Origin of the sequence: Enterococcus sp. E4-150, from assembly GCF_035726465.1 — a bacterium.
In the GTDB taxonomy this organism is placed as follows: domain Bacteria; phylum Bacillota; class Bacilli; order Lactobacillales; family Enterococcaceae; genus Enterococcus_B; species Enterococcus_B faecium.
Genome location: NZ_JAPRGK010000004.1, coordinates 168,517 through 181,227 on the forward strand (window position 1 = coordinate 168,517; position 12,711 = coordinate 181,227).

At 36.0% G+C, this 12,711-nt stretch carries 10 protein-coding genes and 1 pseudogene; 7 read left to right on the forward strand and 4 right to left on the reverse strand.

Going from position 1 to position 12,711, the window contains the following annotated elements; genetic code table 11:
- Window positions 1–85: 85 nt before the first annotated feature.
- Window positions 86–1,852, reverse strand: a complete 1,767-nt coding sequence (locus OZ002_RS05415) for a glycoside hydrolase family 13 protein (protein WP_156248992.1) — start codon at window positions 1,850–1,852, stop codon at window positions 86–88.
- 388 nt (window positions 1,853–2,240) lie between these two features.
- Between OZ002_RS05415 and OZ002_RS05420 the strand changes: the two genes are divergently transcribed.
- The 5 genes and pseudogenes from OZ002_RS05420 to OZ002_RS05440 all read left to right on the forward strand — a co-directional run bounded on the left by OZ002_RS05420 (window position 2,241) and on the right by OZ002_RS05440 (window position 5,899).
- Window positions 2,241–3,089, forward strand: coding sequence for a YitT family protein (locus tag OZ002_RS05420; RefSeq protein ID WP_002288161.1), 849 nt, complete (start codon window positions 2,241–2,243; stop codon window positions 3,087–3,089).
- Window positions 3,090–3,188: 99 nt separating this feature from the next.
- A pseudogene (locus OZ002_RS05425) lies at window positions 3,189–3,624 on the forward strand (VOC family protein).
- 179 nt (window positions 3,625–3,803) lie between these two features.
- Entirely contained in the window at window positions 3,804–4,214 is a 411-nt protein-coding gene (locus OZ002_RS05430; protein WP_002288163.1) for an organic hydroperoxide resistance protein, read from the forward strand.
- A gap of 56 nt (window positions 4,215–4,270) precedes the next feature.
- Entirely contained in the window at window positions 4,271–4,711 is a 441-nt protein-coding gene (locus tag OZ002_RS05435) for a MarR family winged helix-turn-helix transcriptional regulator (RefSeq protein WP_002311986.1), read from the forward strand.
- A gap of 108 nt (window positions 4,712–4,819) precedes the next feature.
- Window positions 4,820–5,899: an AI-2E family transporter gene (locus OZ002_RS05440; RefSeq protein WP_002288167.1), complete on the forward strand. Its 1,080-nt coding sequence runs from the start codon at window positions 4,820–4,822 to the stop codon at window positions 5,897–5,899.
- A 125-nt stretch (window positions 5,900–6,024) separates the two neighbouring features.
- On the opposite strand, the gene OZ002_RS05445 is transcribed toward OZ002_RS05440, so the two are convergent.
- Window positions 6,025–7,314, reverse strand: a complete 1,290-nt coding sequence (locus OZ002_RS05445; protein WP_101735404.1) for an LPXTG cell wall anchor domain-containing protein — start codon at window positions 7,312–7,314, stop codon at window positions 6,025–6,027.
- A gap of 147 nt (window positions 7,315–7,461) precedes the next feature.
- On the opposite strand from OZ002_RS05445, the gene OZ002_RS05450 reads away from it, so the two are divergent.
- Window positions 7,462–9,015, forward strand: a complete 1,554-nt coding sequence (locus tag OZ002_RS05450) for a helix-turn-helix domain-containing protein (protein WP_058140335.1) — start codon at window positions 7,462–7,464, stop codon at window positions 9,013–9,015.
- A gap of 107 nt (window positions 9,016–9,122) precedes the next feature.
- Here OZ002_RS05450 and uxuA read toward each other — a convergent pair whose 3' ends face one another.
- The gene (uxuA, locus tag OZ002_RS05455; RefSeq protein ID WP_002331750.1) at window positions 9,123–10,205 is read right to left on the reverse strand and encodes a mannonate dehydratase; all 1,083 of its coding nucleotides are present in this window, start codon (window positions 10,203–10,205) and stop codon (window positions 9,123–9,125) included.
- The gene (locus tag OZ002_RS05460; RefSeq protein WP_325082911.1) at window positions 10,196–11,842 is read right to left on the reverse strand and encodes a mannitol dehydrogenase family protein; all 1,647 of its coding nucleotides are present in this window, start codon (window positions 11,840–11,842) and stop codon (window positions 10,196–10,198) included. Before OZ002_RS05460 ends, uxuA begins: the two co-directional genes overlap by 10 nt.
- Before the next feature lie 183 nt (window positions 11,843–12,025).
- Here OZ002_RS05460 and OZ002_RS05465 point away from each other — a divergent pair, with 183 nt between their 5' ends.
- Entirely contained in the window at window positions 12,026–12,688 is a 663-nt protein-coding gene (locus tag OZ002_RS05465; protein ID WP_002288176.1) for a GntR family transcriptional regulator, read from the forward strand.
- The last annotated feature ends 23 nt before the right edge of the window (window positions 12,689–12,711 follow it).

The following is a 12,711-nucleotide window of genomic DNA, read 5'->3' on the forward strand; positions in this document are numbered from 1 at the left end:
GTATTCAACGTGCTGTTACACCCTTATTATAATGGGCACAAATCTTCATTTGCAAACGCTTTCTTGTTGTTACCGGTAACAGTTTTCAACACATGATCAAAAATCCGTATTGTCGTATCTCTGCTTTCCCGTCTTCTAACAACTGACAATTTTGACTAAGAATCACCTCATTTTCCTGTTCTACTACCCAAGGTTCTTTTGACTGATTAAAGTAAACATAGATGATCTGTCCCTCTAGTTCCCGTGTGAAATAGAGCTTATCTTCACGATCATTTACTATTAGCCACTGAGTAGAACCTTCAGAAATAATCTTAGACAACTGTTTCCTTAGAGAAACAAGTTCTTTTATAAAACCGAATAGCTCTAGATCTTGTTCCTCCTTCTCCCATATCATACATTTGCGGCAATCCGGGTCATCTTCACCAGTCATCCCTATTTCTGTCCCGTAATAGATACAAGGAGACCCTTTTTGAAGAAACATAAAGGCCATCACAGACTTCATCAATTCTTTGTTACCTTGGCAAAGGGTCAAGATCCTGGCAGTATCATGAGAATCTAATAAGTTGAATGTTCCTTCGTTCACCTGATCTCTGTAAAGCATTTGCTGATGATTCATTCCACTGACCATTTGTGAAGCTGTGATTTTCTTTTTTGCAAAATAATCTTTAATCGAATCTGTAAATGCATAATTCATCACTGCATGGAATTCATCCCCTTGCAGCCAAGCTTGAGAGGAATGCCAAATCTCTCCAAGGATATAGATGTCTGGTTTGATTTCTGTAACTGCTTCTCTGAATTTTTTCCAAAAATGATGATCGACTTCATTAGCAACATCAAGACGCCATCCATCAATATCGAATTCTTTTATCCAATAAGTTGCGATATCCAGCAAATATTTTTGCACTTCTGGATTTGCTGTATTTAGTTTCGGCATGAATGGAGTAAAAGCAAAAGTATCATATGGGATATTTTCAGCAGTTTCTGGTAAGTCAGTCATCTGATAAGAATCTACTGGGAAAAAACGGATGTGGAACCAGTCTTTATAGATCGATTTTTCTCCGTTTTTGAGAACGTCTTGCCACTGTGGTGAATGGACACCCATATGATTGAATACAGCATCGAACATGATACGTATCCCTCGTTTATGTGCTTCATCAATCAAGTTTTTTAAAAGTTTTTTATCGCCAAAAGCGGGATCCACCTCATAATAATCAATCGTATCGTATTTATGATTGGATGTGGCTTTAAATATGGGACAAAAATAAATGCCATTGATGCCAAGGTCCGTCAAGTAATCCAAATGATCCATCACACCTTGCAAATCTCCCCCGAAGAAGTCTTTTCGGTCTGGATCTTTACTTCCCCAAGGTAAAGTGTGTTCGGGGTCATTTGCTTTGTCCCCGTTTGCAAATCTTTCGGGAAAGATTTGATACCATACTGTTTCTTTTACCCATTCTGGAATAGTGAATCGATCGATTTGATGAAAATAAGGTATTCGAAAATAAAAATTTGGTTCAGTAATCACATTTTCTCGATAAGGAAAAATTCCTTGATCACCGTAAAAACAGTCCGTGTTATCTTCCCCAACAACATGGAACGCATACTGTAAGCGCCTTGTTTCGCTTGTCACTTCAATTTCCCAATAATCATGAACATTGGTACTTAGACATTTTTTCATTGGTCGTTGTTTTTGATACCATTTTTCAGTTGTTATGGTATATGGATCTCCACATAGCACATATACTTTTTTGATATCATTTTTCCTAGTACGAAGCCGAATACGAAATCTTGTATTCGTATATAGAAATGCATATTCACTTTCCGGTCGATGATAAATTGCAGCTGTATCCATTGATTTCCTCCTTGTGTTTTAATATGACGTCATCACTATAAGTGATAGAGAAGAAAAAGACAACGCTTTCAAAAATGTTATCGGTAACAGTTTTTTGATACCGAATTTTTATTTTTTAAACTTGCCAAATAGATAGACTTAAAACTTTTAAAAGTTTTAATCTACTTCCTGTACTATTTAGTGTCCTGAATTTATCTTAAGCGATCAATTTATCCAATTTTCTAAAGTAAAAGTTTTTTAACAGTTTTTAACGTAGAAGTATATTCTAGAAGAATGAAACATAATAATTTAGACTAGCCTAATTTTTTTATTAATTAAAGTTAACTTAAGGTGAAAAGTAAGTTATAATAAGATAAGAGTATTATTAATGAATTAAGGAAGTGGATAAATGAAAGAAACGAGACAATTTATATGGACATACATTAAGATTATTTTTGCCCTCTTCATATTAGGAGTCGCTATCAATATGTTTTTAGGGCCTCATCATATTGCTGCTGGAGGTGTCAGCGGTCTAGGAATATTACTGGAAGCTGCTTTAGGCTTTGACCGAGCTATAGTTATTTTAGTGTTGAATATCGTTATGTTGGTACTAGCTCTTCTATTTTTAGGTAAAAAACCCTTTTTTAAAGTACTTTTCGGAAGCTTGGTTTTTCCTTTAATCATTGCAATAGTTCCAGAAACAATGATTACTTCAGATCGGTTGTTGTCTGTCATTTTTGGAAGTGCGATTTTTGCTTTAGGAGTTGCGATTTTATATAAAAACAACTCTTCTAGCGGCGGTACGACGATCCCTCCCCTCATTTTTAAAAAATATTTCCACTTGAATACTTCGATTGGCTTATTTTTTACAGACGCATTCGTTGTTTCTCTTAATCTGTTTGTTTTTGGAATAGAAGAGTTTCTTTATGCTATTTTATCTATTGCAATCACTTCAATTGTCATGACTTATATCGAAACAGGTATCAATCGAAAGAAATCTGTTATGGTCATGAGTGAACATTATTTGGAAGACATCCGCCTTCGCTTAAGTGCTGAGATTGGACGTGGCCTTACCCTGCTAGAGGCAAAAGGCGGGTATAATCGAAAGTCAAAAGAGGTTTTATTGATCGTTGTGACTGATCATGAATTTTCCCGAATGAAACCATTGATAGAAGAAATCGATCCAAGTGCCTTTGTCATTGTCAGCAGCGTAGCAGAAGTAATGGGACGCGGATTTACTTATCATCCAATCGAATGAGTTGGTAAGTAAATCCGCTATTTTTTTGAATGCGTTTTCTTTAACTGGTATAATAAAAGAATCTAGTAACTGTTCGACTGAAAAGGAGAGGAGATCTTTATGCATAAAGGAACGGAAATCGATTTTGTATTAAATGATAGTTTGAAAGCACTAGAACTGTATCAAACAAATCTTTGATGAAATACAACTGATTGAGGCAACAGATTACCCTAGAGGCAATAATGAAGTCATTTTTACCTTGTATGGCACGAGATTCCATATGCTGGATGAAAACACGTCTCTTGGTTTGACTGCTCCTACTGCTGAACATCCAAATACGATCTGGTTCAATATCATCGTCTCTGATATCGAGGACACACATAATAAAGCATTACGAAATGGCTGTGTAGAGATTCAAGAAATGACAGAAATGATGGACTTTGGTGTGACTAACTCAATGTTCAGAGATCCTTTTGGTTATTTATGGATGCTTCATCAGGTCCATCGTGAAGTAAGTTTTGAAGAAAGAAAACAACTTTTTGAGAAATATATGTAATGTTTATGATGAGATTAGTTTTTGTCTCTGATATTTTTTGTATATGTTTGCTATTCGAGAAAGCGCGTCTGTTTCATGTGCTTTCTCTTATTTATCTTATGCCAATCCATTTCTTTGCTTTTCACAATTATATTGTGTAAAATTCAATTGTATAAAATATAATTAAAGGTGGTAATTTTATGAAAAAAATGTATTCTACGAAAATGATCAACACAGGCGGACGCTCTGGAGAAGTGCATAATCCCGATCGTACATTCGAATTGAATATTGCAGCTCCTGGTAAACGCGTCGAAAATGCAACCAACCCTGAACAATTGTTTGCAGCTGGTTTCAGTGCATGTTTTAACAGTGCATTAGAATTGATCAAACAGCAAAAAAATATCTCTGGAGCTTCTACTGTCAGTGCACAAGTTTCCCTTTATTCAGAAAGTGAAACGAGCTTTGTCTTAGGTGTAGAGATTGAAGGATCTATCGAAGGTCTTTCTCTGGAAGAAACGCAAGAATTATTAGAGGCAGCGCATAAAGTGTGTCCGTATTCAAAAGCTACAGCTGGAAATATAGAAGTTACTCTGAAAGCAGTTAGTGAATAGACTTTTTTGTGTAAATCCGCTATGATACACTATAGTAAAACAGCGGAGGTGGAAAAATGGAAGATCTATATTTAGTTAATCAAGTATGTTTTCCTTTATATGCCGCCTCTAAGGAAATCATTAGACACTACACTCCCCTCCTCAAGCCGCTGAATCTTACCTATACCCAGTATCTTGTGATGTTAGTTTTATGGGAAAAGAAAAAGACTTCAGTGAAAGAGCTAGGAAATGATTTGTGTCTGGATTCTGGTACGCTGACTCCCTTACTAAAAAAGTTAGCAGAAAAAAATTATATTAATCGTCAGCGTGAAACGGGTGATGAAAGAATCGTAAATGTTACGCTGACTCCTCAAGGTGCTGCGTTGCAAAAACAAGCAGAAGGTATTCCACAAAAGATCAAGTCTTATCTTCCACTTGAACAGGAAGAATTGGATACACTGCAACATCTGACCCGAAAAATGCTAGATAATTTTCATCAAGACCAGAAAAAGGGCTGAAACTGCTAGATGAACGATTTTATGAGGAAAACCAACTCATAAGATAACGTCATTTAGCGGTTTTTCTTTTTGCTCTTTCTCTTTCTTATTTTCATATTCCATCATATAATGAATAACGTGTTTATTTTTTGTTATTTGGAGGTTGTCGATTTGACCGTTTATCAGCGTTTTTTGGCGAATGAAAAAATACGCCGTCTCACTGTTTTATTATTTGTCGTTTTTGTTCTTTTCTTAGTTAGAAGTATGATTACAACCATTTTGCTCACATTTATCTTTACTTATTTGATGATTCATCTTGTTCAAATCATTCAGCGATTTGTCCGAATCCCTACAGGCGTTTTAGCTATCATGATTTATACACTGATCGTTTACCTTATCTATCTGGCATTCACAAAGTATATCCCGATGCTTATTCATCAAACATTTGATATGATCCAGTCCGTTATTGATTTTTACGAGCATCAGCCAAAAGATGCAGATCCTGTTTTACAATATATCCATACTTATATTGAGCGAAACGATTTTTTTGAACAGCTTCAAAATGGCGCTTCGATTGCGCTTGGCTATTTACAGGATATAGGAAAAATGGCAGTGGCGTTTGCTATGTCATTCATCTTAAGTTTCTTTTTTATGATTGAAAAGAAAAAAACAATTGTATTCTCAAGATTGTTTTTAAAAAGTGAATTTTCTTGGTTCTTTCAAGATATTTACTATTTTGCCGATAAGTTTGTCAATACATTTGGTTTGGTATTAGAAGCTCAATTTGTTATTGCTCTTTTAAACACGTTGCTCACTACAATCGCCTTGGCTGTATTTGGCTTTCATCAGCTGCTGAGTTTAGCGATCATGATTTTCATTTTAAGTCTGATCCCAGTAGCAGGTGTTATCATTTCTTGTATTCCTCTATCTTTCATAGCTTATTCCCAAGGAGGCATCCGAGATGTTGTTTATATCCTGATTACGATTTTGATTGTCCATCTAATTGAGTCTTATGTGCTGAATCCGAAGTTGATGTCCAGCAAAACAGAACTGCCGATTTTTTATACATTTGTGGTCTTACTTGTTAGCGAACGGTTCTTTGGCGTTTGGGGCTTGATTGTCGGCATTCCGATCTTTACCTTCTTTTTAGATGTATTGAAAGTGAAAAAGATCCCGAACCATCTTCCAAAAGAAACAGATATCCCTTAAAATAAATATGAAGAAAGATAAAGTATGAACGACCCCAAATATCAGATTTCAATCTGGTATTTTGGGGTCGTTTTCTGGATATTTCTTTTTATTTGAAAAATGCGTTCACAGACATTATTCAAATGTTAGAGAGATCTGTTTTGTTTAAATCTTTTTGCAGAAAGCATTGTTGCTATACTTAATAGAATGATTCCGCTCCACAGTATAACTTTATTTTGTGACTCTCCGGATTTTGGTAGCTGTTTATTTTTCGTTTCAGGACTAGCAAAGGTTGTATCCTTGCTACTTTTTAAGGTTTCAGCTGATTGGGCGCTATCAAATATTCGTGATTTTTTATTCAGCTGCTCTTCATTTATTTTTAGAATTGCTAGATTTGATTTTTTACTCTCTTTTTTTCCATCCTCTTGAATTGTTTTTTTGTTTATTTTTTCTGGTATTCCTTGGTCTCTTGCGTCCGTATCTGGTTCTGGAGTCACATCTGGTTTTTCTTCTGGATCTACCTCTGGTTTTTCTGGATTTTCAGTTTCATTATCTGTGTCTGGATTTGTTTCCGGTACTGTTTGGTTTCCAGAATCCGTATCTGGTTCTGGAATTACATCTGGTTTTTCTTCTGGGTCTACCTCTGGTTTTTCTGGATTTTCAGTTTCATTATCTGTGTCTGGATTTGTTTCCGGTACTGTTTGGTTTCCAGAATCCGTATCTGGTTCTGGAGTCACATCTGGTTTTTCTTCTGGGTCTACATCTGGTTTTTCTCCAGGGGTTATTTCAGGTTTTGATTCATTGTCTGGCTCTGGTTGAGTTTCTGTATCGGGTTCTTCTCCAGGTTCTATTTCCGGTTTCTGTTCTCCGTCTGGATTTTCTGTAGGCGGTACTTCTGGCTTATTTTCATTTTCTGGTTTATCTGTTGGTTCTTCAACAAGATCTCCTCCTGAGTCGATAGCTGAATCTTGCTCAATTGTCTGCCGCTGACTATACGGCGTTAAATGATGATGATCGTTCGGTAGTCCATCTGATACCTTGACAGTAAAAAGCGCTGGTTTTAACAAGTCCTGATTTAATGTAACGGTGAAGGTAAATATCGCTTGCTTGTGTTGGATAGTCAAAGTGTTCTCGTCATAGCCAATCGACAAAGCGGGATCAACATTCTCAAATGTAACAGCTGATTGTAGTATAGGTGCTAAGTCTCCTGAATAGTCAATTTTTGCTTTGATGGTCGCTGTTTGTCCTTTTCTTAATTTTGCGACTCCTGAATTGAAGGATGAAAATTCATCCTGAAAGGTAATTCGATTGACGTTGGCCCACTTGGTTTCTGTCCATTTGGCTGTTTCTATCTCCTCTGTGTGGACTGTCTGATTTATAGTAAGCGATAAGCTTAAGGCTGCAAATGTTGATATTAAGATGGTTGAATATCTCATAACTCTCTCACTCCTTGATTTTTTTGTATGCAAGAAATAAGATAGTAGAGATTCTACCTATATGTTTACTGTTTTTTTGTCTAAATTTATGAAAAAAACAGTAATATTTTCAAGTTTTAACAATTTAAGTAAAAAGGAGCCTCTTTCATGCAAACTCAAGAAGCGATTAAAACGTTTCTCTTGAAGAAAAAAAGCAATACAAAATTAGATATTTTTCTTTTCCTATCTGAACATCGTTTCTTTATTACTACACAATATTTAGCAGATCATTTCCATATGTCTGAATCAAATTTTTTACTATACATCAAAGAATTAGAACAAGACTTTGAGCGTCTCAATCTAACAAAACTGCATATTGATAAGCAAAAACCTTTTTTAAAGTTGAATTTTGAAGGAATTGATCCGGCTTACTGCTATTATCGTCTATTTGGAAGATACTGCAACGAATCAGTCAGTTATCAGATCTTGACTTCTTTGTTCAGCTGTCAGACAAATTCGATTATCAGTTTAAGTCAGCAAACAAACTATAGTGCCTCTTATTTGTATACGAAAATGAAAAAGATTAATGCATTTTTAGCATTGTACGGTTTGTCTATCTCCTTTTCTAATAACGGCAGAAAGTCTTTTTCTGGAAAAGAGGTACAAATTCAATATGCAGCATTAGATATTTATTGGAACATCTTTTCAAGTACTGCTACAGAATTTTATGATGAAGATCCGCAAGTAGTGGCTTTTATGATGAATACTTTTTTTAAAAAAGAAGTACTTGACCGACTAAATAGCGGTATGATAGATAAATTATATTTTCTATTAAAAATATGTAAAGAGAATTTTCCTGCAACTTCTGTGAAAGACGTACAAAAAGAATTCACAGAGTATGAATATATTGACTTTTTTATTGATCCCTCTGTAGATATTTTGCGACCTAATCTGCCAATTTGTCGCGAACAACGCATCTTAGTGAATATTTTAGCTCGACTTTCTATCACGAAAATCGAATCGGAAGAAACAAGCTTGGAGCAATACAAACTTTTAAAAAAAGCAAACGTTCCTCATGTTCTTTATTCAAGAGAAATGGTGGAGTCCTTTTGTACTGTATTTGATTTGTTTATACCTGAAAAAGAAAAGATTCTTTACTCATTGGCATTCGCACGAAATAAACTTTATAATGGATTTCTTAACTTCAATCAACCAAATACGCCCCTTCCTACTTTCATGCTTTATCAAGAACATAGCGTGTTGAAAGAAGTCCAAACCGCCATTGAACAATTTTATATGGATTTCAGAGAACAAAATCAACACTTGTTACCAGTTATTTTAGAAAAGGAAAATGTGCAATGGATGGTTGAAGACCTAGTACATTTGTATGATCGCTACAAAAAACAGCCGAGAATTGTGATTGGTGTGAACTATACGCGTGATTTTTATATCAGTAAAGATCTGATCGTTAAGATAGAACAAATTTTTTCAAATGAATCGATCAAAATACAAAATGATTTTATGGAGAACTGCAACATCGTTATCAGCGACTGCCCTTTGAAACAATTGCCTTCTCATATCAAAAAAATCTATATTTTAAAAGGAATCATCACACCAGAAGACTGGAAAAAAGTGATTATGAGGATCTCAGAATATATCTTTGAATTAAAAGAAGAAGCACTCATGGATCAATCGAAAAAAGAAAATCAAGTTACTTCCTAGACCAAATAAGATACATAAATCCGAATGCTTATTAACAACCTCCGGATTTATGTATCAAGAATTTGAACATCCTTCTTATTTACATAATAAAATTACAGTTTTTTTCACTAATTATCTTTACTTTTGTTTCCTTTTTCGATTGCTTCCCATAATCCATTTAGATAAACAGCACCTAATGCTCGATCATATAAGCCGTATCCTGGTCTTCCTGTCTCATTCCAGATCATTCTTCCATGATCAGGACGGATGTATCCGTTAAATCCGTTGTCATACATTGTTTTTAGTATGCGGTACATGTCTAATGAACCGTATTCGGATTTATGCGATGCCTCATAGAAATCTCGATTAGCTAAAAATTTAATATTTCGAACATGTGCAAATGGGATTCGATCTCTTTGGCAAAATTCTGCTAAAATCCCATATACATCATTTTCTGGATCTTCTGCAATACTCCCTGTACAAAGAGTGATTCCGTTATAAGGGCTGTCTACTATGCGGCACAACCAATCTAAATCTTCTCGATTCTTTACGATTCGAGGTAATCCAAAAATCGAGTATGGCGGATCATCTGGATGTACAGCCATTTTGACCCCTACCTCTTCACATGTTGGGATGATTGATTGGAGAAAATAGGCAAAATTTTCTCGAAGTTTTTCTTCGTCTACTGATGCATAGGCTTCAAGCAAGGATTTGATATGAGCTAAGCGCTCAGGTTCCCATCCCGGCAATTCAAATTCATTGCTGGAATGTTCGATGCGCGCGACGATTTCTCTTGGATCATCTGGAATATCATCAGATATAAAAGCTAACGTGGATGAGCCGTCTTCTAAGCGGTAGTCAAGGTCAGATTTCACCCAGTCAAATACAGGCATAAAATTATAGCAGATGACTTCTATTCCATATTCTGCCAAGTTTCGGATTGTCTGCTTATAGTTTTCGATATACTGCTCACGGGAAGGTAATCCAATTTTAATGGCATCATGCACATTGACGCTTTCAATTACTTTTAGTGTTAACCCACGAGACTCAATTTCTTCTTTTAGTTCTTTGATCCTCTCCCTAGGCCATACCTCTCCTACTGGTATATCCATCAATGTGCCTACAATCCCTTGGACCGCAGGAATCTGTCTGATTTCATCTAAGGTAATCTTTTCTTCTTGTGATCCGTACCATCTAAAAGTCATTTCCATGATAAATTTCCTCCATGTTCTTGTAAGTAATCCTGTAATGTATTTCGTACGGCATTTGGTCCTGCTACCATCTTGATGAACATTTCTTCTATTTTTCTGCCAAGCTCTGCTTGGTAAAGATCTACACCAAAAATTTCTTTATTTGACAAAATAGGAGCCATTTTCTCATGAATATGTGATGTATCTTGCGTACCCAGTTGAATATCGGAAAGCTTATGCTGAAGGTCTGTCAATAGTGGGTCTGGACTCGGGATGAATGGTTTTCCTTGATCATCAATGCCAATAAGGTATCGAAGCCAAGCAGCGAGAGTCAATGGTATGAATACAAGTGTCTGCGGGTCTTTAACTTCTATTTCCATATATTTTTTAATCGTCTCACCATAACGAATCGCCACCTTTTGAGAGGTATCCGTGGCGATTCGCTGAGGCATATCAGGAATATTTGGATTAGAAAAGCGCACAGTAATTACTTCTTCCAGAAAGATCTTTGGATCAATGATAGCTGGAGACTCCACAACTGGGAGGCCTTCATTGTACCCGATTTCAGAAACTAGCAGCGATAAATCTGGATCTTTCATCTCCTCAGCTATGCTCCTATACCCCAGTAAACAACCCATAATAGCTAAAGACGTATGCAAAGGATTAAGGCAAGTCGTCACCTTCATCGTATCTGCTTTATCTACCGTTGCACGATCAGTCAAGAATACCCCAGCTTTTTCGAATTTCGGACGTCCATTGGGAAAATGATCTTCCATGATTAAATAATGGATGTCCTCTGTATTGACAAATGGAGCAATATTATTTCCTTTTGCGGTTTGGAAAATCGACATATTTGAAAAGCCCTCTTTTGCCAACATTTTGCTAACTGACAAGGAAGGATTCGGGGTGATACGATCAATCATCGTCCATGGAAACGCAACAATTTCTTCATTCGATAAGTATTGGATAAATGTATTTTGTACATGACCTTCCTTTTGCCATTCTTTTGCGATCGTTAGCAAAGAAGTACGTAATTGACTACCGTTTTGTGAAAAATTATCTGTAGAGACAAGTGCAATCGGCCAAGCTCCAGATAAAAAACGTTTATAAAGTAGCGCAGCAAGAATACTCATTGTATGTGATGGCTTCTTTGGACCATTTTTTATATCGACTGCAATCGGTCCTATATATTTATTATTTGTATCTTTCAATCGATAACCTTTTTCAGTAATAGCAAAAGTAACTAATTGTAAACTAGGATTTTCAAAGTGTCGAATCATCTTATCAAAGTGTTCAGAACAATCTGGATGACAATACAGACTGTCAGCTGTCGCAGCTAATATACGTTTGACGAACTCTCCACTGCTTGGCATGACCACTTCAAGAATCAAATCATCAAAATCTTGGTAAGCCCTTTCAATTATTTCTTCATCGAATGTTTCACAAACAATGACACCAGTGGACAATTCGCCTAGATCCGCTAAACGTTGAGCGATTTCTGCATGAAATCCTCGATAAAGATTTCCGCCACCGAAATGGATCCAGACAGGATTTTTTTGTCCATTTTCTCTTAATGATGCACGGTCAAAACGAGGTATTTCTACTTCTTTTTGAGATAATTCAGGAATAAAGTTCCTCCAGTTGTTTAAATCAATCATTTTTCCCCTCCTAAACTAACATATTAGTTTTTGTATTCAAGTGAATTTTATGCAATAAAAATCGCTATGTCAACCAAAATTTTACTGTTTATACAAATTTCCTAGTTAATGTGACATATCAGATTATTTTTCAGACCTCTTCTGTTATACTACGTTCATAGAAATGATTTTGGAGGTATAAAAATGAAAAGCAGCTTGCAATCTCAAGCTTATCAAGCGATTCGTAAACAAATTATCTATGCTGACTTAGAACCTGGAAGGAAAATATCTGAAAAGGCACTGGAGGAACATCTTGCTATCGGCCGGACTCCCATTCGCGAAGCATTGATTCAACTACGTCAGCAAGAACTCGTGTATACGATACCTCAAAGTGGTACGTATGTTTCAAAAATTAATCTTGTTTCTGCGGAAAATGCTCGCTTTGTCCGAGAACAGTTGGAAGAGCAAATCATGATTGAATGTTGTTCCAAATTGGACACACAAACACGAATAGTGCTAGAAACGATTTTAGAAGAACAAGAAAAAGCAGTCAAAATAAATGACGAACGCGCTTTTTTCCGTGCAGATAATTTATTTCATGAAGCTTGTTTCGAAATTGCAGGAAGAAAAGAAGTTTGGAACTGGTTAGATGACCATAATACCCATTTAGAACGTTTCCGCTGGTTACGAGTGACCATTCAGGGGCTTCCATGGGAAACGATCATGGAACAACATTATGATTTACTCAAGGCTTTAGTTGATAAAAAACCAGAAGAAGCTCGATTTCAAACGGGATTGCACTTACACATGATGCTGAAAGAACAGGAAACTGTTACTCAACGTTATCCCGAGTATTTCCAGCAGTAGCATTTTCTTGCGACCTCTTCTAT

What these genes read in the sequence shown, in the direction of transcription:
- OZ002_RS05415 (WP_156248992.1), bottom strand. Translation starts at nt 1,852, where the DNA reads ATGGATACAGCTGCAATTTATCATCGACCGGAAAGTGAATATGCATTT.
- OZ002_RS05420 (WP_002288161.1), top strand. Translation starts at nt 2,241, where the DNA reads ATGAAAGAAACGAGACAATTTATATGGACATACATTAAGATTATTTTT.
- OZ002_RS05430 (WP_002288163.1), top strand. Translation starts at nt 3,804, where the DNA reads ATGAAAAAAATGTATTCTACGAAAATGATCAACACAGGCGGACGCTCT.
- OZ002_RS05435 (WP_002311986.1), top strand. Translation starts at nt 4,271, where the DNA reads ATGGAAGATCTATATTTAGTTAATCAAGTATGTTTTCCTTTATATGCC.
- OZ002_RS05440 (WP_002288167.1), top strand. Translation starts at nt 4,820, where the DNA reads ATGAATAACGTGTTTATTTTTTGTTATTTGGAGGTTGTCGATTTGACC.
- OZ002_RS05445 (WP_101735404.1), bottom strand. Translation starts at nt 7,314, where the DNA reads ATGAGATATTCAACCATCTTAATATCAACATTTGCAGCCTTAAGCTTA.
- OZ002_RS05450 (WP_058140335.1), top strand. Translation starts at nt 7,462, where the DNA reads ATGCAAACTCAAGAAGCGATTAAAACGTTTCTCTTGAAGAAAAAAAGC.
- uxuA (WP_002331750.1), bottom strand. Translation starts at nt 10,205, where the DNA reads ATGGAAATGACTTTTAGATGGTACGGATCACAAGAAGAAAAGATTACC.
- OZ002_RS05460 (WP_325082911.1), bottom strand. Translation starts at nt 11,842, where the DNA reads ATGATTGATTTAAACAACTGGAGGAACTTTATTCCTGAATTATCTCAA.
- OZ002_RS05465 (WP_002288176.1), top strand. Translation starts at nt 12,026, where the DNA reads ATGAAAAGCAGCTTGCAATCTCAAGCTTATCAAGCGATTCGTAAACAA.